Origin of the sequence: Pseudomonas sp. GWSMS-1 (genome assembly GCF_049847425.1) — a bacterium.
Classification (GTDB): Bacteria; Pseudomonadota; Gammaproteobacteria; order Pseudomonadales; family Pseudomonadaceae; genus Aquipseudomonas.
In genome coordinates this window covers 40191-60144 of the sequence record NZ_JBMHHV010000001.1, presented here as the reverse complement: position 1 = coordinate 60144, position 19954 = coordinate 40191, and the positions used below count along the sequence as shown (strand labels likewise).

Genomic DNA, 19954 nt, shown 5'->3' with positions numbered 1-19954 from the left:
GGTTGGGCGAAGGATGGCTATAAGCAGCCTCAAATTGGAGTTTAATCTGTGCGGATTCCGTCCTGATTCAGCGTCACACATCCCCGCCAGCCCTTAATAATCACTCCGCGTCGTCATCCTGTGACCGCCTTGTGTCGTTTTGCCGATTTTTAGCGGTGAAGGCGCATGAATTCTTTGATTACAGCCCCTGTCGTCGTCATCTGACACCCATCCGGTGTAGGCGGCAGTGTGCAAATGGACTGGAGATTGTCTATGGGAACCTTCGTTGGCCTCGATATCGGCTACAGCAACGTGATCAGCGCGCACGGAACGTCGGATGTGGATGCCTGTGATGTCGTCATTCGACCGGCACAAGCTACTCCGCTCAATAGCTTTCCGGGCGATGCCGGGCTTCGTGAGGGCGAAGTCGTTGTAGATGTTGATGGTGAGCAGTGGGTTGCCTTCGCTGCACCAGGTCGCGCTCAGGGTGGTCGTGAGTTGCACGAGGACTACACAGCCAGCGCTGCATACAAGGCCCTGTTCAAAGGTTCGCTGTTGCTCGCTGCTGGTGAGGATGACGTGATTGACCGTCTCGTGACTGGTCTCCCGGTTTCTCAGGCCCGTGACAAGAGCTATGTCGATAGCCTCAAGGCTCGGATGGTGGGCACTCACCAGATATCTGCAAAGCGCTCTATCGAGGTGAAGAGTGTTGAGGTGGTGGCTCAGCCAATTGGGACGCTAACCGAGATTTATTGCGGCGGCGAACATGCGGAAATGGTTGAAGAGTCCGTGGTTCTGATTATTGATCCAGGCTTCTTTAGTGTTGACTGGGTGCTTTTTGATCATCGCGAGCTGGTTGCAACTTCCAGCAATAGCAGCCTCAAAGCAATGTCTGTATTGCTGGAGGCCTGCAATGAAGAAATCGCCAAAGACTACGGCGGCATTACGGGTGTTGAAAAGATTGAGCACGCACTTCAGTCCGGGAAAGAAACAATCATGCTTTATGGTAAGAAGATTCAGATCGCTGAATACATGGAAAAAGCAGCGAGCCGAATCATCCCAGCCGTTATGACGGAAATTAAGCAAGGGTTGCGCTTTCTTAAAGGCCGAGCAGTTGACTGTGTTGTTCTGGGCGGTGGTGGTGCAAGTATTTACGAGCGTTTTGCCCGCCAGGAGTTTCCCGAGGCGCAAGTCCTGAAACCGAAGAATAGTGTGAGTAGTAATGCCGAGGGTTTCTGGCGCATTGCAATCGCCCAATAAGTTGTAAGGGATTACGAGAAAATGAGACTTCAAATTCGCGTCACACCGGCTCATCAGGAGCTTCTGGATCACTTGGAGGCTGTCGATAAAGAGTATCGCGGGAAGCGGCTAATTGCCCTTGCTGCGATGATGCTTGCCCAAATGCGGCAGCCAGCAAATCAGGTTCAAACGGTTGCGCCTTCATCGGAAACTGTCGCGCTTGGGATTCCGGAAGTCGCTGATAGTGTTGATCGTGAAGTGAAGTCTCGTAAGGCTCCGGGGTGGATAACAAGTGCTAATTCATAAGTGGATGCTGAATTTGGGGGTGGCAGTTTGTCTGCCCCTGAGCGCGGGTGATGCCGACGCATTTTCTCTGAAGGGCACCCTATGGGAGAAGGCGTCGCAGGCGTCGCACTGTAAGCCGGACCCTCTGCTGCTCTACTCCATCGCGCTTCAGGAGTCGAAGTCGTTGGTCAGTAAGGGCATGGTGGCACCGCAGCCGCTGGCACTGAGAAATCAGCCAAGAGGTGCGTATTTCCCTTCCACCTTGGAGGAGGCGCGGCGCGCTCTCGGTGAGTTCATTGCCGAGGACAAGCTGACCGATATCGGCATGATGCAAATCAACTACCGCTGGAATGGCTCGCGGGTAGAGCAGCCAGTGGAGTTACTGAATCCCGAGGTCAACGTCCGCGTAGGGGCTGAAATCCTCTGTGAGGCAATAGCAGCAAACCGCATGGACATCCATCTGGCCATCGCGGCTATCACACGCGGAATCCGAAGCGCGAGCAGGATGCACGGAAATATGCTCACCAGGTTATGACGATTTGGCGCTCGCTGAAGCGCCTGGCAAGTGAGGCTTAACGTGAGAAGGATCAATAAGGCGCTGTCTCAGATTTCACTTCGCGAGCTGCTATCTACAGCTGACGGCTCACGAACCGTCCATGCGACGCACAGGGGTGAGGGGAAAATCGTTCAGATATCGACCCTGAGCAAGAAGAAGCTCGAAGCACTCGATAATCTCCCGGTGAGCGTGTTCAGGGTCTATTACCGAACCCTGTCAGTAGGTAAGTCAAAGGGCTATGACGACCGCTTCTTTGAAACCACCATCTACCGGAACAGCATGATGATGGAGGCTTGCACCTACTCGGAGAAGAACAATTTCCATCCGCTTATCGGTATCGGATTCGACGAGGAGGCCTTTCAAGTTTTCTGGTCTGGTGACTTCGATGAGCGAATCGATCTCGTGGGCAAGGGCGGTTTCGCTTTGGAGATCCGCGCTGATCTCTCGAAGTTGCAGCTCGACCCTGAAAGCCCAGATTCAATGCTCAGGGACGTAGCAAAGATCCTCACTGCGGACTACTCGTGGCTCAATCGGAACAACCGAGGCCTCGGCCAGATCGCAGAATTCGACCGGCAGCTGATGAAGGTCGAAGACATTGCCGCCGTGATGCTAAAGGCACGGATTCAGACCCGCCTGGTAGCCCTGCATACTGGGCTCGCTGATGGGGCCGTTGACTGCATCAAGCGTCGCCTGTTTCGCGAGCGCGTCATGTGCCAGTCATCTGCTGGCCGGATCAAGCAGGCGAAGGCCACTGTCACGGATTTGCCAATCCATAGCCTGGTCTTTGTCTGTTGCTATGTGATGCTTGCAGCTGACGCGATGCGCAGTGTGAACGGGCGAGGTGTCGTCGTTGCTCATGAGCAGTACAAGAAGATCACTACTGCCTTGGGCATCAGCAATGTCGACAGCCTCAGCAGCAGCAACGCATACGGGCTAGCGTCAGCGTTGAGGGCGCAGGAGATCGAGCTGAAGCCTTGCGCGTCGTGCGGGCAAAGCCACGTCCATCTCACTCTGTCTCCGGTTGCTTGCCCCTGGTGCGGTGAATAGCCCCAACCAGGAAAGGCGATACCCCATGAAAGCCCCTTCTCCCCCGGTTGGGGCTTTTTCGTTGGGTTTGGGTTCTGTCAGACCTGTGGGATCATTTACCCATGACAGATCAGATATGAAGGAGGTTGTCATGTCGGACAACAAGGTTCAGTGCCAGTGCTGCGGGAAGATGATGGTTCCTACTGTTCTGCGGTCGCGCGGGCTTTTTGTGGGCTGGCAGTATGGCTGGTGGTTCGGTGGTGGTAAGCCGGTATCCAGTTGCTGCCCGTTTTGCTTGAGTGAGGAGTGGGACGGTAAGCGTGACATCCGTGACACCATGATGTGGCGTCACGTTGGTTTCATTCTTTCGGTAATCGCCTTTTTCCTGATCTTTATGGTCGGCATGAAATTGAATGAGGTGATGATTTGTTGCCGCTGACCGAAAACTGACCCAGTAGAGGCTGTTCTGCCGACTGAAAACTGACCCAGGTGTTCAACTGCTTCTGCTCAATTTTTGAGCAGGAGAACACAGGGTGATCAGTATGGAAATGATGGGCAAAATTCGCCGGATGTATTTCCGCGACAAGCTGTCGCTGCATGAGATAGCCAAGCGCACCGGGTTGGCGCGCAACACGATTCGCAAGTGGGTCAGAGCACCTGAGGCCAAGCCGCCGGTCTACCAACGCCGCGCGATCTTCAACAAACTCAGCCCTTTTCACGCCACGCTGGAGCAGGCGCTAAAAGCCGATTCGCTGCGGCCCAAGCAACAGCGGCGCAGTGCCAAGGCGCTGTTGGCGCAAATCAAAGCCGAAGGTTATGACGGTGGCTACAGCCAGCTCACCGCGTTTATCCGTGCCTGGCGAGGGGGACAGGGCAAGGCGTCGCAGGCCTTTGTGCCGCTGACCTTTGCTCTTGGCGAGGCGTTTCAGTTTGACTGGAGCGAGGAAGGCTTGCTGGTCGGCGGCATTTACCGGCGTATGCAGGTGGCACATCTGAAGCTGTGTGCCAGCCGTGCGTTCTGGCTTGTGGCGTATCCGAGCCAGGGCCATGAGATGTTATTTGACGCCCATACACGCTCGTTCGGCTCCTTGGGCGGCGTGCCGCGCCGGGGCATCTACGACAACATGAAGACCGCCGTCGACAAGGTCAATAAGGGCAAAGGCCGGGCGGTGAATGCGCGCTTTGCGGTGATGTGCGCGCATTACCTGTTCGATCCGGACTTCTGCAACGTCGCCGCTGGTTGGGAAAAGGGCATCGTTGAAAAGAACGTGCAAGACAGCCGCAGGCGTATCTGGCTAGACGCCCAGGACTGCCAGTTTCACTCCTTCGAGGAACTCAATGCCTGGCTGGGCCAGCGCTGCCGCGCGCTTTGGAACGAGCTGACGCACCCTCAATACAGCGGGCTCAGTGTGGCCGAGGTACTGGAGTTGGAGCGCGCCGAACTGATGCCTATGCCCGCGGCCTTCGACGGTTACGTCGAGCGGCCTGCGCGGGTCTCCAGCACCTGCCTGGTCAGTGTCGGGCGCAACCGTTACTCGGTGCCGTGTGAGTACGCGGGTAAGTGGGTCAGCAGCCGTTTGTATCCGACCCGCATCGAGGTGGTGGCCGATGATGCGCTGATTGCCAGCCATGCGCGCTTGCTGGATCGCGAACAGGTCAGCTACGACTGGCAGCACTACATCCCGCTGATTGAGCGCAAGCCCGGCGCGCTGCGCAACGGAGCGCCCTTTACTGATCTGCCAGCGCCGCTGCGTCAGCTTAAGCACGGTCTGGGGCGTCATGCCGGCGGTGACCGGATCATGGCGCAAGTCCTGGCTGCCGTACCGGTCGCCGGACTCGATGCCGTGCTGGTAGCCGTTGAGCTGGTACTGGAGAGCGGCAGCCTGAGCGCCGAACACATCCTCAATGTCGTGGCACGGCTGACAGCATCCGAACCACCACCCAGCGTCGAAACCCACTTGTCGCTCAAGGAAGCCCCCGTCGCTAACACGGCGCGCTACGACCGCCTGCGTGGCCAGGCCGAGGAGGTCGGTCATGCGTGATTTGATGGCGGAACTCAAGGAGCTGCGCCTGCACGGCATGGCCACGGCCTGGGCGGAGTTAACTGCACAGGGTGAGTCGAACACAGCCTCGTCCAAGTGGCTGCTCGAACACCTGCTGGAACAAGAGCACACAGATCGCGCCATGCGCTCGGTGAGCCACCAGATGAACATGGCCAAGCTGCCGATGCACCGCGATCTGGCCAGCTTCGATTTCAGCGCCTCCAGCGCCGACGCTCGCTTGATCAGCGAGCTGGCCAATCTGAGCTTTACCGACACCGCGCAGAACGTGGTGCTGATCGGTGGGCCAGGCACCGGTAAAACCCACCTAGCCACCGCGCTGGCCGTGTCCGGCATCACCCGGCACGGTAAGCGCGTGCGCTTCTACTCCACGGTCGATCTGGTCAATCTGCTGGAGCGCGAAAAACACGACGGCAAAGCCGGGCGGATCGCCCAGGCACTGCTGCGCATGGATCTGGTCATCCTCGACGAACTGGGTTATCTGCCGTTCAGCCAGGCTGGCGGTGCGTTGCTGTTTCACCTGCTGTCCAAGCTGTACGAACACACCAGCGTGGTGATCACCACCAACCTGAGCTTCGCCGAATGGTCGAGCGTGTTCGGCGACGCCAAGATGACCACCGCCCTGCTGGATCGGCTGACCCACCACTGCCACATCGTCGAAACCGGTAACGAGTCCTATCGCCTGCAACACAGTAGCTTGGCGGCCCAGGCCAAGATCAAATCACGGGAGCGAAAGCGTAAGGGCGGCCAAGAACCGGAGGACGATGAGCCGTTCTGATTTCATGGCGACGACGGCCTGCTACATGGCTGCGTGTGGCAGGTCTTAAACAACTGAACTGGGCTAGCGAAGGAGTGGGGGCAACAGCAGCTGCGCTGGTAGACTTATCCACAGTTGCTGGTAACAAAATCAGCAATCCGCCCTGGGTCAAATTTCAATCGGCAGGGTGGGGATGCGGCGGAAATCTTGGACTACCTGGAGGTAGTTCATGTACTCATACGAAGACCGTATCCGAGCGGTCAAGCTCTACATCAAACTGGGCAAGCGAACCGGGGCAACTATTCGTCAGTTGGGCTACCCGACGAAGAACTCTTTGAAGAGCTGGCACGCAGAGTATGAGCGATGCCTCGACCTGCCGCGTGGCTACGAGAACTCGAAGTCGAAGTACTCACTGGCCCAAAGGGAAAAGGCTGTCGGGCACTATCTCGAATACGGTCGCAACATCGCCGCTACCATCAAGGCGTTGGGCTACCCCGCGCGGGATTCGTTGCGTGCCTGGATTTACGAAATGCACCCCGAGTTGCATACGCGTATTGTCGGTCGATCAGACGGGTTAGCCCGGCCGCCAGCGGTGAAGCAGGCAGCCGTCATCGCGCTGTGCACGCGAAAAGAAAGTGCGAAAGCCCTGGCTCAAAAGCTGGGCGTGTGCAGGCCGACCTTGTACAACTGGAAAAACCAGCTACTCGGCCCAGAGGTATCCCCATCCATGAAGTGTCGGCTTGAACCCTCATGGTCACCGGAACGAGAGGAGTTGCAGCGGCAACTCGAATCTCTCCAGCTCAATGTTCGCCGTTTGCAGCTTGAACATGACCTGTTGATGAGGGCGAATGAACTCATAAAAAAAGAGACGGGCATCAACCGGCAAGTCCTGACCAATCGGGAGAAGACATTGCTGGCTGATGCCCTGAGGCAGACATACTCCTTGTCAGAGCTGCTTGAAGCACTGAGCTTGGCCCGAAGCTCCTATTTCTATCATCGAGCCCGAATGCAGGTCGCGGAAAAGTACACCGAAGTGCGTCGTGCCATGGCGGACATATTCGAGCGCAATCATCGTTGCTATGGCTACCGTCGGATGCAAGCTTCGTTGAGCAGGCAGCGTGTGCGCCTTTCAGAGAAGGTGGTGCAGCGCTTGATGAAGGAGGAGTGCCTAGTCGTCGCCAAGCCGAAACGGCGTCGATACGGTTCCTACCTCGGGGAGATCAGTCCGGCGCCGGAAAACCTCCTCAACCGCGACTTCACGGCCCTAGCTCCGAATGAGAAATGGCTGACCGACATCTCGGAGTTCCAGATCCCGGCCGGCAAGGTGTACCTGTCCCCCATGATCGACTGCTTCGATGGGAAGGTCATCAGTTGGTCGATCGGCACGCGTCCCGATGCCGAGCTTGTGAACACGATGCTGGATGCCGCTGTCGAAACGGTGGTCAGCAACGATAAACGGCCTGTTGTTCACTCCGATCGTGGCGCTCACTACCGCTGGCCCGGCTGGTTATCGCGCATCGCTGATGCGAAGCTGATTCGTTCGATGTCGCGCAAAGGCTGCTCACCTGACAACGCGGCTTGTGAAGGTTTCTTCGGCCGACTGAAAACGGAGCTGTTCTATCCTCGCAACTGGCAGTCAACGAGCATCGAGCAGTTCATTCAGGCCTTGGATTCATACATTCGCTGGTACAACGAAAAACGTATAAAGATTTCCCTCGGCGCGCTCAGTCCCATTGAGTATCGTGAAAGCCTGGGCTTCGCGGCATAACCAGTCCAAGTTTTTGTCCGCATCCCCGGTGGGTCAATTTTCCATCAGCGCCAACATTCGACGAACTCTAGCGCCTCAGGATTTGGATTTGCCGCTTCGCAGGTCAATTCGCAGGTGTAATCGAACGACTCATCCAATTCGGCTCCATCGCCTCTTCTGAGATCAGAGTTAGATCCCCACTGCAGTGTTACCCCTATGCTACCGCTTACCCTGATGTGTACAGTCTCTGAGGTAATACTGGTAACCTCATGCGATTCCACATAGATTTCTTCAAGGGAATAGTGCGAGGCTAGCTCATCTACAGCGTCCAAACTTTCCCCAACAATCTGCTGGACCGTCGCATCATTGATCGCATGCGATAAACGATCCCCGACGGCGGCTCTGCACTCTTGGATGCAGGCCATCAGTCCGGCCACGGCTTCGATTGTTTCTACTGCGAGGTGCTCGATGTCGTCCTCCTCCATGAGGAAAACTTCTGGTGTGATGTGGACGTACCCGTTCAAACGGACTACGGCATCTCGAAGCTCCTCAAACTCCTGAGCGAAGTCCAACCGGAGCTTTGTTCGCACGTAGTGGTTGGAAAGCCCGCCCTGCGTTGCATACACACACCGCTCGACTCGCGTTACCTCCGGGACAACGCCTTCTGCCTTCTGCTGCCACCATATGCACTTTTTGACCTCGGCGTCTGGAGCCAGGCGCTTCAGCGTGTGACCCACCAGCTCGCGCATAGCAAAGGCGAAGTTATGAAAGCGAAGCCTGTTCCTGCGGTCTTCGAGATTAAACATCGCAGCTTCATAAAGGCAACGCTCGAACTGAGCATCACCGATTAGCTGCAAGATCCTTTCGTCCATGTTCTTCCTCTCGTCTACGACCATTCCGCATCATTGCTCAGAGCGGGGATGGAAGTCACCTACAGGCTAAGCACAACGGATGTTAAGCGCATCAGCTGGCCATGCAGTCAGGGCTTGGCCAATAATGACCGAGCAAGGGGCAACAACCCCAGATCCACACGATACACCCACGAGGATGTACTCGGCGCGGTAGGGAAGATCGCAAAGAAGAAAGGAAAAGGGAATGCAACTGTTGACGACATTGTCGCGAAGGTCCCCTTTGGATTCTGGGAAACGATTATCAAAGGCTTGAAGCATAAATCGCACCCTGCTGGCATGCAGGCTAGCGTTTTATCAATAGCATTTCCAAACGCCCCTGACCTTGCTACGACGCCATACGATGATGCGGCGTTTGTCGATAGACTGGCCAACCTACTTAGCCAAGTACGAGATGTTCGAAATAGGATTGGCCATCACGATCAGATCTGGAGAACGCCGGAGTTTGACTCCTATGGCAATCTGGGCTTTATACCTCGCCGGCCACGCCAAACGGTAAACAGCCTCCGTTTGCTCGCAAACCAAATATCTTGGCTAGCAGGCTGGATAGATCCCGAAATTACTAATTACATTAAGGCGTCCGATCACTGGTGGTCCCTGCAAGCTCTGCTGACAAAAGAAGCATTGACAGTCTATCGGAAGAACGGTGGTAGGGTCGGTACCTACGAGGCGGTGATTCGGATGACACCACAGCATGAAGCCGTCACTTGGCCTAACAAGACTCCTCGTACACCTGAAAAAATCCATAGGATCAATCGTCGCAGAGTAACTAAAAATATTTTCTATTGAAGCCAGTTACTGTTGATGAGCCGTTCGTTAGTCTTGAAAAATTCATAACCTGAAGGCCTATGCTCATACTGCACTGGGTAGCGCAAGCCTCTCCCCAAAATACACCTGGGCCAGCCTAGGCTCACTGACAACCAGTTGATCGCTGGGTGGAGAAAGTCCTAAGCTTACTGGCAGGAGATTAAACAGTTTAGGATGACAACATCTGAAACTCGCCTCCATAAAGATAGCACTGATTGCAGCTAATTCAATAGTAAAAACCAAGATAATTACTCTAGAATAGTCTATTTGCCTTCTAAAAGCCGTAACGATAAATTAAATGCGTAAGCTACTTTAATCATCCACTCACGCGTAGATCGCGCTCAGCCAAAAAAATAATTTCAGTGACCTTGAGGTTATCTCGCTGAGTTGAGTGATGAATGCTGTAACAAGCCCCGCCTACTACCTTATAGATATAGCCCTCTTCTGTTCCTGACGCGTCTTCAGCAATGCTCACTTCCTGAAGCGGTTCCATCACCCAGTCGTTACCGCCTCTCATGTGACCAGGTGACATCAGATGTGCTTGCGCGAGCCATGAGCGGTCATCAAGCTCCGAAAGCATCTGCTGTAGGATCGGTACCGTGGGGATCATCAGCATGCTGCCCACGATGTCGTCACCGTAATCGCGCACAAGCTCCACGTAAAACCATGGGTGGTGCAGCTCCAGCTCAATAAATTTCCAGTGACGGCTGGCGGGCTCGCCGAAAATACCGGCTGGGCTGAGTTCGGCATGGCTATAGGTCTTGAACATCGAAAAACCCTCAAAATATTAACAATAGTTAATGGATGTATGGCGTTCAAGACGGCTTCATCATTCCTTTTGTAGGAATGAAAAAATGGAGCTGAAACAGGCATTTGGTAAGGCCATGAGGTTGCTGAGGAAATCTCGTAGCCTCAGCCAAGAAGAGTTCGGCGGCCACAGTAGCCAAACCTACCTTAGTCAACTGGAAGCCGGAGGAAAGGGCCCTACCCTCGAAATGGTGCATGGGCTCGCCTCTGTCATGAATGTTCATCCTTTGACGATCTTGACCCAGTGCTACCTTTTTATGGACAAGGATGCCACTCTGGATTCAATCATTGAGCGCGTTCGTGAGGAGCTAAGCGTGACGCCATCGGACCGATGAGGAGGGGCGCCTGTCCCCCTTCAGCATGGACTGAGATGTCCGATCGGATGCAACCAAAGTCTGCGCGATCTGACCCTGCGGCTGGTTTGATCTTGGGCGCTACCTACGTGGAAGAGGAGAGGCAATGAAGGGCCGACGGAAGGTAAAGACTGATAAGTGGCGTATAAAGTCGGAAAATGAAGACGACGCCCGAAGGCTTTTGCGAAGGCGGGTACAGACGCAAGGAAGGTTTCTCGACATAGCAGCACATGCCGGCAAAGGAATGGAACCTGTTGGCCGAATTGCCGGTTGAGAGATAGGCTTTCACCTTTGAGGTTTGCAAATGAAGGATCCTCAGATATTAGCGCTGTGCCCATGCTCGCCGCAGGGGTGCTGGAGCATCGACCACCGAAGCTTCAAGGGCAGGTGCGAAGAAATCGTGCATCTGGCAACGCTGGTGCTTGGCAGTCGAGTGCTTGCCGCGCAATGGCTGTACAAGCCAGCAATCGGGCTAAGGCATCAGTCACCTTGCAGCACCTTGGTGACTCGATCGGGCTACCAGCAAGTTGTGACACTCCTAGGACGAATTGAACACGGTGTCTACACTTAACGCCGTTGGGTTCCATGCCAGAGGACCTGTCTACATCTCGTCTGACATAGGATTAGCTGTGTCTATCGCAGGATCTAACTCGAACCGCATCAAGCGTATGCCTAAGGGGAAGCCCCTTTGTTAGGAAGGTATTCGAGCGAACGGGCTCACGCTCCGCGGTAAACAAAGCTCTGTCTCGGATGGTGCTCAGTGGTTCGATAGCGCGGTCATTAGCGACTGGCTGCTTGCGACCTCAAGCAGACACGGCCCTAAGCTGAGTTGTCAGCGCCATCGCCGCCAGCCGGAAGCAGGATTATCACTAAACTCCTTCATACTTGCGAAAGCAGAGCTTGCCGGTGCTGGCTCCAACATCCAGCCTTCGCAGTGGGTCGAATGCTGCCAGTAGGGGGCAAGTGGGCGTAGGATGGAGGCTTCCCCATCAGCTCATAAGGAGCCGCCCCTTATGAATGAATCCGTGCGGACAACCTTGAAATGCCAAGAACCAGGTGATGGTACTGGGGATGTCATCACTGACCTCCCGGACGATATCCTCGAACGCATGGGTCTCAAAATCGGTGATTCCCTGAGCATACAGCTGATAGGCGGGAGCATAGTGCTAAAGCCAATTAGTGATGCAGACGCCCAGCCCTAAGGCAGCTTTCGACCTCAAGCAGACACGGCCCTAAGCTGAGTTGTCAGCGCCATCGCCGCCAGCCGGAAGCAGGATTATCACTAAACTCCTTCATACTTGCGAAAGCAGAGCTTGCCGGTGCTGGCTCCAACATCCAGCCTTCGCAGTGGGTCGAATGCTGCCAGTAGGGGCAAGTGGGCGTAGGATGGAGGCTTCCCCATCAGCTCATAAGGAGCCGCCCCTTATGAATGAATCCGTGCGGACAACCTTGAAATGCCAAGAACCAGGTGATGGTACTGGGGATGTCATCACTGACCTCCCGGACGATATCCTCGAACGCATGGGTCTCAAAATCGGTGATTCCCTGAGCATACAGCTGATAGGCGGGAGCATAGTGCTAAAGCCAATTAGTGATGCAGACGCCCAGCCCTAAGGCAGCTTTCGACCCACAGCGGTCGTTGTCGACCGGCCGCTTCATAGGTCGATTACGCTCAGTCGCCACCTGCTGCGACCCAGGTTACCCATGACTAGAACGGCAGCAACCGAGATGCCAGCCTAGGTCTCAACACTGGTCAATGCGCTTGATTGGCCCGAATTGCTTGAACGTACACTGCAGGCGCATCGCTCGCGGTACAAACGGATCGTGGAACACTGCGGTGGCAAGGTCGACATTCACAGCGAGCAAAACCTGGGCAACCAGATTCAACTGACTTTTCTGCTCTCCAATTGAATATTGCAGCTGATACGAGCGAGTATTTCAATCGCACTTCGAGCATTCAGAGGCCGGAGTACGTGCTTCCGGCCAAGGGCTTGCAAGGGGCAGTGAAGTCTAGGGCTGAGCGATACGAGGATGTCTGGACGCTCATCATCCCGAGCACCGTGTGGAACAGGTTGTCATGGCTCAATGGCGAGTTTGTCTGGGCTTTCAAGCAGCCCATATTCAGCCGTTCGCTCTTCGCGATAGAGTCAGACATCCAGAGCACCATTGGCACCTTGGTTTGCTCGTCCGGGGCCATCGCATAGGGCAGCCCATGTAGGTAGAGGCCACCCTCTCCCAGTGACTCCCCATGATCCGAGACGTACATGAGCGCAGTGTCGAATTTGGTGTTCGCAGCCAGGATGTCGATCAGCCCGGCCGTTACGTAGTCGGTGTAGAGGATCGAGTTGTCGTAGGCATTGATCACCTCCTGCTGCTTACATTTGTCGAGCTCATTGGTCTCGCAGACCGGCTCGAATTTCTTGAACTGCGAGGGATATCGCTTGTAGTAGGCTGGGCCGTGGCTGCCTTTGTAGTGGAGCACCAGGACAGCATCGCCTTCCTGACGGTTGATGAAGTCCTCCATTTCCGAGAGCAGCACCCCGTCCTTGCACTCGTCGCTGGTGCACAGCTGAGCATCCGCATGTTGGGTAGCCTTGTGGTTAGGCACCCGGTCACAGACCCCTTTACAGCCCGAATTGTTGTCAGTCCACATTACGCTGATGCCTGCGCGCTGAAGCACATCGAGTAGCCCTTCTCGGCTCTTGGCCAAGCCGTCCTTGTACTCATCCTTGCCGACGTCCAGGAACATGCACGGCAGTGATACCGCGGTGGCGGTGCCGCAGGAACTCACATTTGAGAAGCTTATGACATTGCGTTTTTTCAGTTCCGGATTCGTATCACGGGAGTAGCCATTGAGGGAGAAGTTGGCAGAGCGTGCTGTCTCCCCCACTGCCAGCACCAGCAGCTTGGGTTTGCGAGCTGCTCCCTGCCTTTTCACTACTGCATCGGTACCGATGGTGGTCAGTTCTTTCGGCGTGGCCAACTGACGTTTCAGGTAGCCATGACTGGCCGCAAACAGGTTGGTGGGAACCAGAATGAGCCGAATCTCCCGGTTGTTGCGCAGCAAGGACGCATAAGACTGGTATTGGCTCAGCACAATGCCGGCAAGGGTGACTAGGGCAAGCGAAAGGACAATGAGTCTACTGGCCAACGCTTTGATCCAGGGCTTACGTCGGAGCGGCACCTGACTGATCAGGTAAACGGGCAATCCCCCTACCATTGCCACCAGAGGCCGAGCTTCCAGTTCAGTAGCTCGGAGACCTCACTGACGTCGGTCTCCACGACGTTGGTGAACATGGTGTAATCAATGACGATGCCGTAAGCATTCATGAAGTAGCTGGCGAAAGCCGCACTGATCAGGATCAGGCACAGTAGCGGTTTGGCGAGCCGTGCCCATGACAGCAGACTGAGTATGGTAAACACCCAAGCAACACAACAACTGGCAGGCTACTCGCGAGCAGCCAATTAACTTCATCGGCATTGAAAATCAGCCGCGTAAGAACACGCCAAAGCTCAGCGTTCGTAAATAGCAACAACCAAAGAGTTACCAGCCCGATGAGCAGATTGGTGCTGATGCCTTTTTGTCGAGTACTGCGAATAGCAAAGATCAATCTACTGAACAGGGTGTGAACAATGGATTTCGAAGGTGTCATTATCAAACTCTAGGAGGCTGCTGATCCATGACGCATGGCTATGGAATCCTCGGTAGCTACCAGGCAAACCATCGACAGATACTGTGCGAAGGTGGGCGTGCGGAGCGCCAGAGACCCCGAGCCCTATGGCTTAAGGGCGCTTAGGATGTTTGAGGCAAAAGAATTGAATGAGAAGTAAACTCTCGCTAGGCGCATTATTTCCGGAACACGATAACGACACGATGACCTCGTGATTACAATGCTGTCAGAATCGCAGCAATGGCTTTTTTGATTGTGATCGACCAGGCTATGATAAAAAATCGGACACGTTCGACTGCTGTGTGGTTAGTGCCACCAGCGAATTAAATTAAATTTCATAAACAAAATGGGCTTGTTTTGTCGTACGCTCATTTTGAACTTTTACTTCAATTTAGAAGTCTTTCTCGCGAGCAGAACACTTCCTTAACTTTTGCCCGTGCTTATGTCACTTATCAATGAGGGACGAACACCATGAGCTTTTTCAAGAACATCTTGGGCGGCCACCACGGCCGGGGAAACCACGGCGGTGGTAAGCACCACAGTGGTGGGCACGGGAGCGATCGGCATGACCGCTATGACCAGCAGCAGAGCTGCGACGGCAATGACCGGGTAATTGACAGTGGGCGGGCAATATCCCAAGCCCCAATCACTGATCTGCAGCCTTGCAGGCAGTGCCGGACCGCTAACGCCCATCTGCGCGCTTTTGTCTAAACTGCGGAACACCACTATCGAGTGGCTGCAAGGCCTGCGGCTCCTCGCTGACGTCAGGAGCGAAATTCTGCAGCCAGTGCGGCCAAGCCACGCCTTAGCGCCTGGCCACCCTGGTAAGCCAACGCGACCACCCCCCTGCGCAAGGAGAAATACGTGTGATCGAATCATGATCATGGCAGTGCAGCAGTACGTGAGGGACATCAGAAGAAGCTAGTCATGGCATTGGCCCTGACTGGCAGCTTTATGATTGCTGAAGTAATCGGTGCATGGATAACCGGCAGCTTGGCGCTGCTGTCGGATGCATCTCACATGTTCACTGACACCGCCGCCTTGGCGATATCGCTGATTGCGCTCCAGATAGCCAAGCGGCCGGCGGATCAAAAACGAACCTTTGGCTATGCGCGGTTGGAGATCCTGGCCTCCACGCTCAACGCAGTCCTGCTCTTCCTGGTGGCAATGTACATCTTGTACGAAGCCTACCAACGCTTCTTCATGCCGACGGAGATCGCCACTGGCGCGATGATGTGGATCGCGATCGCTGGCCTGATCATCAACCTTATTTCGATGCGTCTTCTGGCATCTGCCAGCAACGAGAGCCTCAATGTCAAAGGGGCTTACCTCGAAGTTTGGAGCGACATGCTCGGATCGTTGGGCGTAATCATCGCGGCTCTCATTATCCGCTTCACTGGCTGGACCTGGGTCGACACGATTGTCGCTGTTGCAATCGGCCTCTGGGTACTGCCGCGGACATGGCAGCTGCTTCGCGAGAGCCTGGGCATCCTCATGGAGGGTGTCCCAAGGGGCTTGACGTCGCGGCAATCGAGACCACCATCCGCAACGTTGATGGCGTCACTGATGTACACGATTTGCACGTTTGGGCCGTCAGTAGCGGCAGCAACGTGATGACTTCGCACGTAGTAGTGGGTGACACAGCAGATGGAGATGCCGTGCTGGCGGGCGTCGTGGAAGCGGTCAGCGATGCGTTCGAAATCCACCACTGCACCATTCAGATCGAGCGCGCAGCTTTCCACCAGAGCATGCCGTTACCGTCGCACTGATCGGTTGGTAACCACCTGGTCAACGCACCACTCTTCAAACAGAGAGAGTGGTGTCGTAAAGGAAAGATCGGGAATGATAGGCGTCAAAACGGCAGGAGCACTTCGTGAGCGCCTTGGGAAGATTCCGACAGACTCTCTCGAGTGCCCGTAGGAGGTTCAGCAATGGCTTGGATCATCACGAAGTACTTAGTCACTGCCGGAATAGTGATTCTAGTATCAGAGCTGGCAAAACGTAGCGACAAGCTGGGTGGCCTAGTTGCCGCTCTGCCTCTGGTCACGGTCATGACGCTGATCTGGCTGTACTTGGAAAACCAGAGTATGGAAAAGATAGCTAATCATGCCTGGTATACGTTCTGGTACGTCCTTCCAACCCTGCCAATGTTTATCACTTTTCCGGTGCTGCTGCCCAAACTGGACTTTTGGCCGACGCTTATCATCAGCATCATCATCACCATGGTAAGTTTTGGGGGCTTTGCTCTGCTGCTACGTCGTTTTGGCATCGAGTTGCTGTGAGCTAAGCGCCGGGGGCAGCAAGTGGGTGGCCGCTCACCGACTATTAACGCACTCGCCTTTCACCAGGTAGCGAACCATGTGCAATTCGCCCTTCGAGTCCTCGTAGGCCATCATGCTTTTCACGTTGCCGCAGTACCGCACGTTGGGCGACACGTACACCAACTTCCCAACGTCCAGATTCATGCCATAGGTGTAGTCTTCAAGCTCTGGCATGGGCTTCTTCACGCTCTGTGCATAGCGCTCTGTAGCCTGCCGAGCAGACTGCTCAAGATCCTCATTGATCTGCACGCTACTTAGAGCATCTGTCGACAGCACAGAGAAGAGCATGAATACGGCAATTGCAGATCTAGTGGTTTTCATGAGAAGTCCATTAATAAAAAAGCGCCCACGGCGGGCGCTAAAATTCACCTTACCAAAGGAGCGTATGGTTCCAAGGTGAATGCATTGGCGTGAGCAGGGTTTCGTTACTCCCGCCATGCTGCTCCGGATGAGACGACTCCAAAGCAGCGCTGCCTGTGTGCTGTACTAAAACTAGCAAAGGCGGCTAACGACAAGATGATTGTGAAATTACAATTTGGACATGTAATAGATTGTAAAGTAATTATCTGCACTTTCGACGGATCAAGAAATCATAGCCGCGCGCAGCGCAGCGCATCCTGCGATGCCACTGATCGGTGGTTGGCAACGAGCTCTTGGTAGCTCCCCAAGGAATTTTCCTGGCAAAACAGAACGGCTTGGCAGAAATGCCGCCTTTTACGACCGAATTCACATGCCAGCTACTGAGTGCTCAACCGGCTGAAGGCCGCTGAATCCGCTAAGCTCAAAGGGTATGCCGGTATGACTGTCAGCAATCTTACGGCTACATTACAAATTTGTAGGATTTCGCCACGGCCAGCTTCTTCGCGTTAAGATTCAAGCGTCCTCAGGTGACCACGGCGTATGGACAGAGGTAGCGACTACCGCATGCCATGCACTCAGCCGAACCTTTAAACAGCCTGCAAACCTCTTGGCGGATTGGCCAATTCCTTCTTCACACCTTGAGATAAGTCATGCGCGTTCTAGTTGTCGAAGACGAAATTAAAACTGCGGAATATCTTCAGCAGGGCCTATCCGAAAGCGGGTATGTCGTAGACATTGTGCACAACGGTGTTGATGCCCTTCACCTATTCAACGTCAATGTCTATTCGTTGGTTCTCCTCGATGTGAACCTCCCAGGTATCGACGGATGGGATCTGCTGGAAACCATCAGGAAATCCAGCCGGGTCCGCATCATCATGCTCACAGCCCGTGGTCGCATCAACGACAAGCTCAAGGGATTGGATGGCGGCGCGGATGACTACTTGGTGAAGCCCTTCGAGTTTCCCGAGCTGCTTGCTCGCATCCGTTCTCTCCAGAGACGTGGCGATGAACTCGTCGAGAAGAGCTCGCTGAAGATTGCCGATCTGGAACTCGACTCCGTGCGCCATCGAGTTTTCCGTGGTGGCACACGCATCGATCTCACCACAAAAGAATTTGCGCTCCTGCACCTGCTCATGAGCAGGACGGGTGAAGCGCTGACTCGTTCCCAGATCATCTCTCTGGTCTGGGACATGAATTTTGACTGCGACACCAACGTCATCGATGTTGCGATCCGGCGATTGCGCTCAAAGATCGATGACCCGTTTGAAACCAAGCTCATTCATACGCTTCGTGGCGTTGGGTACGTTTTCGAGGAACGCGCATGAGTCCGTTCAGCCTGGCTGCAAAGCTAGGGTTCAAAGTCGGGTTGATGAGCGCAGCATTACTGCTTCTGTTCGCGACCTTTGGCTACTTGATGGTGGGTCAAGCGCTGGAAAGAAATGCCAGAGCAGACCTAGAAGTGAAGATGGCAGGCATGGCTCACAACCTGTCCACTATCAACGATATCTCCGGCGTCAACGCGGATGCGCACCAGCTAGTTGATTTGGTCATGGGCCATAACAACCTGTACGTGAGCATATTCGATACATCAACAAAGCAGGTACCTTTGCTCTCGATAGGCTCAAAGCAGGTCAATCTGGAGGTGCACAAGTTCCAGCCGGCTGCGCAGCCTAAAGAGCATGAATGGCGTGATACCCAGGACCGCCCACTGTTGAGCGCTTCTCGTATCATGCGCTTAGCCGATGGAACCGAAGTCAGCGTCTACATGACCATGGACCAGTCATCCAGTGAGGCCCTGCTCGATGCATTGCTGACCTGGGCCCTGATGATGTCGCCCGTCATCCTCGCATTGATCTTGGCCATCGCTTGGTGGACCGTGCGCCGCGGACTGCTACCTCTGACCAAGTTCTTGAAAGTTGCCTCGAAAATCTCCACCGAGAGCCTGGACCATCGCCTGCCAACGGATGGAATGCCCTCAGAGCTTAAAGAGCTCGCTGACGGCATTAACATCATGCTGGCTCGCCTAGATGACGGTGTGCAGCAGCTTTCTCAATTCTCTGACGATCTTGCTCACGAGTTGCGTGCACCGCTTTCCAACCTGATGGGTAAGGCCCAGGTTGCCTTGACCAGAGAACGATCGCTTCAAGAGTACCGGGAAGTGCTGGAATCGTGCACAGAAGAGCTGGACCGCATGAGCCGGATGGTTTCCGACATGCTGTTCCTGGCTCAGGTCAGTCACCCAGCATCCATGGTGGAGTTTGAACCCGTGTCGCTGGTCGACGAGGTTGAGCGTGTATGCGATCTCTTCAGCATTTCGGCAGAAGAAGGCGAGATCCAGCTGCAAATCTCTGGCAATGAGGACGTAGTGCGCGGTAATCGTCTCATGATTCAACGGGCCGTCTCGAACCTGGTGTCAAATGCTATTCGCTACTGCCCACGCGGCCGCACGGTCTACGTGAAGGTGCAACACGGTACGAGCGGTACGACATTGAGTGTCGGCAACCCGGGCCGGGGGATCGCGAGGGAACACCATGCGCATTTGTTTGAACGTTTCTATCGAGTGGACAAGAGCCGAGCACGGAGTGAGGGCGGTACCGGTCTAGGCTTAGCCATCGTTCAGTCGATTATGAGCTTGCATCAGGGCTCGGCGAGCGTGGAAGTAACCGAAGAGAACTTCACGTGGTTCCACCTTCACTTTCCCGAAGCCCAGTTTAAAGAACCTGTAATGGCTGCTGCTTAACCAGCGCAGACATGCATAAGCCCGTCAATTGACGGGCTTTTTTGTGTGCAAGCATCAGTGCCTGAGGACCACAGGCTCCATGGGCGATCGCAAAATCACCGACTTTATGATCCTCTGCTCCTCTGGATTGGCATTCCTCCACAGTTGGGTGAAATACTGCGTATTTCGGCCCACCGTGACCGGCTGTTTCGGTAGATCGTGACCGGACATTTCGCTAACGCGTGACCGCTCATTTCGCTATCAACGTGACCGATTTCCAGCCTGCTCCGAAACAGGCGGTCACGACTTACCGAAATCGTCGGTCACGGCTTAGCGAAACGCTTCCACCCCGTTGCGCA

The 19954-nt window shown here is 54.8% G+C and carries 20 protein-coding genes and 3 pseudogenes; 18 read left to right on the top strand and 5 right to left on the bottom strand.

The genetic code is table 11. The features are described 5' to 3' along the window. The first annotated feature begins 252 nt into the window (after positions 1 to 252). The 8 genes from ACEPAJ_RS00285 (at position 253) to ACEPAJ_RS00250 (ending at position 7670) form a co-directional block, all read left to right on the top strand. Positions 253 to 1239, top strand: a complete 987-nt coding sequence (locus ACEPAJ_RS00285) for a ParM/StbA family protein (RefSeq protein WP_346100260.1) — start codon at positions 253 to 255, stop codon at positions 1237 to 1239. Between the two features lie 21 nt (positions 1240 to 1260). Further along, positions 1261 to 1524, top strand: a complete 264-nt coding sequence (locus tag ACEPAJ_RS00280; RefSeq protein ID WP_069900552.1) for a hypothetical protein — start codon at positions 1261 to 1263, stop codon at positions 1522 to 1524. Then, a complete protein-coding gene (locus ACEPAJ_RS00275) occupies positions 1511 to 2038 on the top strand; it encodes a transglycosylase SLT domain-containing protein (protein WP_425912874.1) in 528 nt (175 codons plus the stop codon). Before ACEPAJ_RS00280 ends, ACEPAJ_RS00275 begins: the two co-directional genes overlap by 14 nt. A 42-nt stretch (positions 2039 to 2080) precedes the next feature. Further along, the gene (locus tag ACEPAJ_RS00270) at positions 2081 to 3106 is read left to right on the top strand and encodes a hypothetical protein (protein WP_069900554.1); all 1026 of its coding nucleotides are present in this window, start codon (positions 2081 to 2083) and stop codon (positions 3104 to 3106) included. Positions 3107 to 3236: 130 nt separating this feature from the next. Next, positions 3237 to 3524: a hypothetical protein gene (locus ACEPAJ_RS00265; protein ID WP_425912872.1), complete on the top strand. Its 288-nt coding sequence runs from the start codon at positions 3237 to 3239 to the stop codon at positions 3522 to 3524. A gap of 103 nt (positions 3525 to 3627) precedes the next feature. Further along, on the top strand, positions 3628 to 5127 hold the full coding sequence (istA, locus tag ACEPAJ_RS00260; protein WP_139134708.1) for an IS21 family transposase: 1500 nt from the start codon (positions 3628 to 3630) through the stop codon (positions 5125 to 5127). Continuing rightward, positions 5120 to 5923 carry an IS21-like element ISPst3 family helper ATPase IstB gene (istB, locus tag ACEPAJ_RS00255; protein WP_324747545.1) on the top strand — a complete coding sequence of 268 codons (804 nt, stop codon included), beginning with the start codon at positions 5120 to 5122 and terminating at the stop codon, positions 5921 to 5923. The genes istA and istB overlap by 8 nt, the downstream gene beginning before the upstream one ends. A 208-nt stretch (positions 5924 to 6131) precedes the next feature. Next, positions 6132 to 7670, top strand: coding sequence for an IS3 family transposase (locus ACEPAJ_RS00250; protein ID WP_100773587.1), 1539 nt, complete (start codon positions 6132 to 6134; stop codon positions 7668 to 7670). Between the two features lie 44 nt (positions 7671 to 7714). On the opposite strand, the gene ACEPAJ_RS00245 is transcribed toward ACEPAJ_RS00250, so the two are convergent. Then, positions 7715 to 8545 (bottom strand): hypothetical protein, encoded by an 831-nt coding sequence (locus ACEPAJ_RS00245; protein WP_286976168.1) that lies wholly within the window; start codon positions 8543 to 8545, stop codon positions 7715 to 7717. Positions 8546 to 8569: 24 nt separating this feature from the next. Here ACEPAJ_RS00245 and ACEPAJ_RS00240 point away from each other — a divergent pair, with 24 nt between their 5' ends. Continuing rightward, positions 8570 to 9346 carry a hypothetical protein gene (locus tag ACEPAJ_RS00240; protein WP_092233637.1) on the top strand — a complete coding sequence of 259 codons (777 nt, stop codon included), beginning with the start codon at positions 8570 to 8572 and terminating at the stop codon, positions 9344 to 9346. A 334-nt stretch (positions 9347 to 9680) separates the two neighbouring features. Here ACEPAJ_RS00240 and ACEPAJ_RS00235 read toward each other — a convergent pair whose 3' ends face one another. Continuing rightward, complete coding sequence (locus ACEPAJ_RS00235; protein ID WP_059395175.1) at positions 9681 to 10133, bottom strand: hypothetical protein; 453 nt, start codon at positions 10131 to 10133, stop codon at positions 9681 to 9683. Positions 10134 to 10218: 85 nt separating this feature from the next. Here ACEPAJ_RS00235 and ACEPAJ_RS00230 point away from each other — a divergent pair, with 85 nt between their 5' ends. The 4 genes from ACEPAJ_RS00230 (at position 10219) to ACEPAJ_RS00215 (ending at position 12138) form a co-directional block, all read left to right on the top strand. Further along, entirely contained in the window at positions 10219 to 10506 is a 288-nt protein-coding gene (locus ACEPAJ_RS00230; protein ID WP_059395176.1) for a helix-turn-helix domain-containing protein, read from the top strand. 322 nt (positions 10507 to 10828) lie between these two features. Continuing rightward, positions 10829 to 11095, top strand: a complete 267-nt coding sequence (locus tag ACEPAJ_RS00225) for an antitoxin Xre/MbcA/ParS toxin-binding domain-containing protein (RefSeq protein ID WP_080761430.1) — start codon at positions 10829 to 10831, stop codon at positions 11093 to 11095. A gap of 442 nt (positions 11096 to 11537) precedes the next feature. Beyond that, positions 11538 to 11726: an AbrB/MazE/SpoVT family DNA-binding domain-containing protein gene (locus ACEPAJ_RS00220; RefSeq protein ID WP_034138156.1), complete on the top strand. Its 189-nt coding sequence runs from the start codon at positions 11538 to 11540 to the stop codon at positions 11724 to 11726. 223 nt (positions 11727 to 11949) lie between these two features. Next, a complete protein-coding gene (locus tag ACEPAJ_RS00215; protein WP_034138156.1) occupies positions 11950 to 12138 on the top strand; it encodes an AbrB/MazE/SpoVT family DNA-binding domain-containing protein in 189 nt (62 codons plus the stop codon). Positions 12139 to 12481: 343 nt separating this feature from the next. Here the strand turns inward: ACEPAJ_RS00215 and ACEPAJ_RS00210 are convergent. Continuing rightward, positions 12482 to 14177, bottom strand: a pseudogene (locus ACEPAJ_RS00210) (phosphoethanolamine transferase). A gap of 441 nt (positions 14178 to 14618) precedes the next feature. Further along, positions 14619 to 14888 (bottom strand): hypothetical protein, encoded by a 270-nt coding sequence (locus ACEPAJ_RS00205; RefSeq protein WP_425912868.1) that lies wholly within the window; start codon positions 14886 to 14888, stop codon positions 14619 to 14621. Positions 14889 to 14932: 44 nt separating this feature from the next. Here ACEPAJ_RS00205 and ACEPAJ_RS00200 point away from each other — a divergent pair. The 3 genes and pseudogenes from ACEPAJ_RS00200 to ACEPAJ_RS00190 form a co-directional block, all read left to right on the top strand. Then, positions 14933 to 15004 (top strand): annotated as a pseudogene (locus ACEPAJ_RS00200) (zinc-ribbon domain-containing protein); the annotation flags it as partial. 118 nt (positions 15005 to 15122) lie between these two features. Beyond that, a pseudogene (locus ACEPAJ_RS00195) lies at positions 15123 to 15964 on the top strand (cation diffusion facilitator family transporter). A 162-nt stretch (positions 15965 to 16126) separates the two neighbouring features. Then, positions 16127 to 16477, top strand: coding sequence for a DUF3147 family protein (locus ACEPAJ_RS00190; RefSeq protein WP_034138159.1), 351 nt, complete (start codon positions 16127 to 16129; stop codon positions 16475 to 16477). Positions 16478 to 16510: 33 nt separating this feature from the next. Here the strand turns inward: ACEPAJ_RS00190 and ACEPAJ_RS00185 are convergent, their stop codons facing one another. Then, positions 16511 to 16837 carry a DUF2790 domain-containing protein gene (locus ACEPAJ_RS00185; protein WP_034138160.1) on the bottom strand — a complete coding sequence of 109 codons (327 nt, stop codon included), beginning with the start codon at positions 16835 to 16837 and terminating at the stop codon, positions 16511 to 16513. Between the two features lie 689 nt (positions 16838 to 17526). Here ACEPAJ_RS00185 and ACEPAJ_RS00180 point away from each other — a divergent pair. Together ACEPAJ_RS00180 and ACEPAJ_RS00175 are read left to right on the top strand one after the other, a co-directional pair. Next, the gene (locus ACEPAJ_RS00180; protein ID WP_034138161.1) at positions 17527 to 18201 is read left to right on the top strand and encodes a heavy metal response regulator transcription factor; all 675 of its coding nucleotides are present in this window, start codon (positions 17527 to 17529) and stop codon (positions 18199 to 18201) included. After that, positions 18198 to 19616 carry a heavy metal sensor histidine kinase gene (locus tag ACEPAJ_RS00175; RefSeq protein ID WP_034138162.1) on the top strand — a complete coding sequence of 473 codons (1419 nt, stop codon included), beginning with the start codon at positions 18198 to 18200 and terminating at the stop codon, positions 19614 to 19616. The genes ACEPAJ_RS00180 and ACEPAJ_RS00175 overlap by 4 nt, the downstream gene beginning before the upstream one ends. The last annotated feature ends 338 nt before the right edge of the window (positions 19617 to 19954 follow it).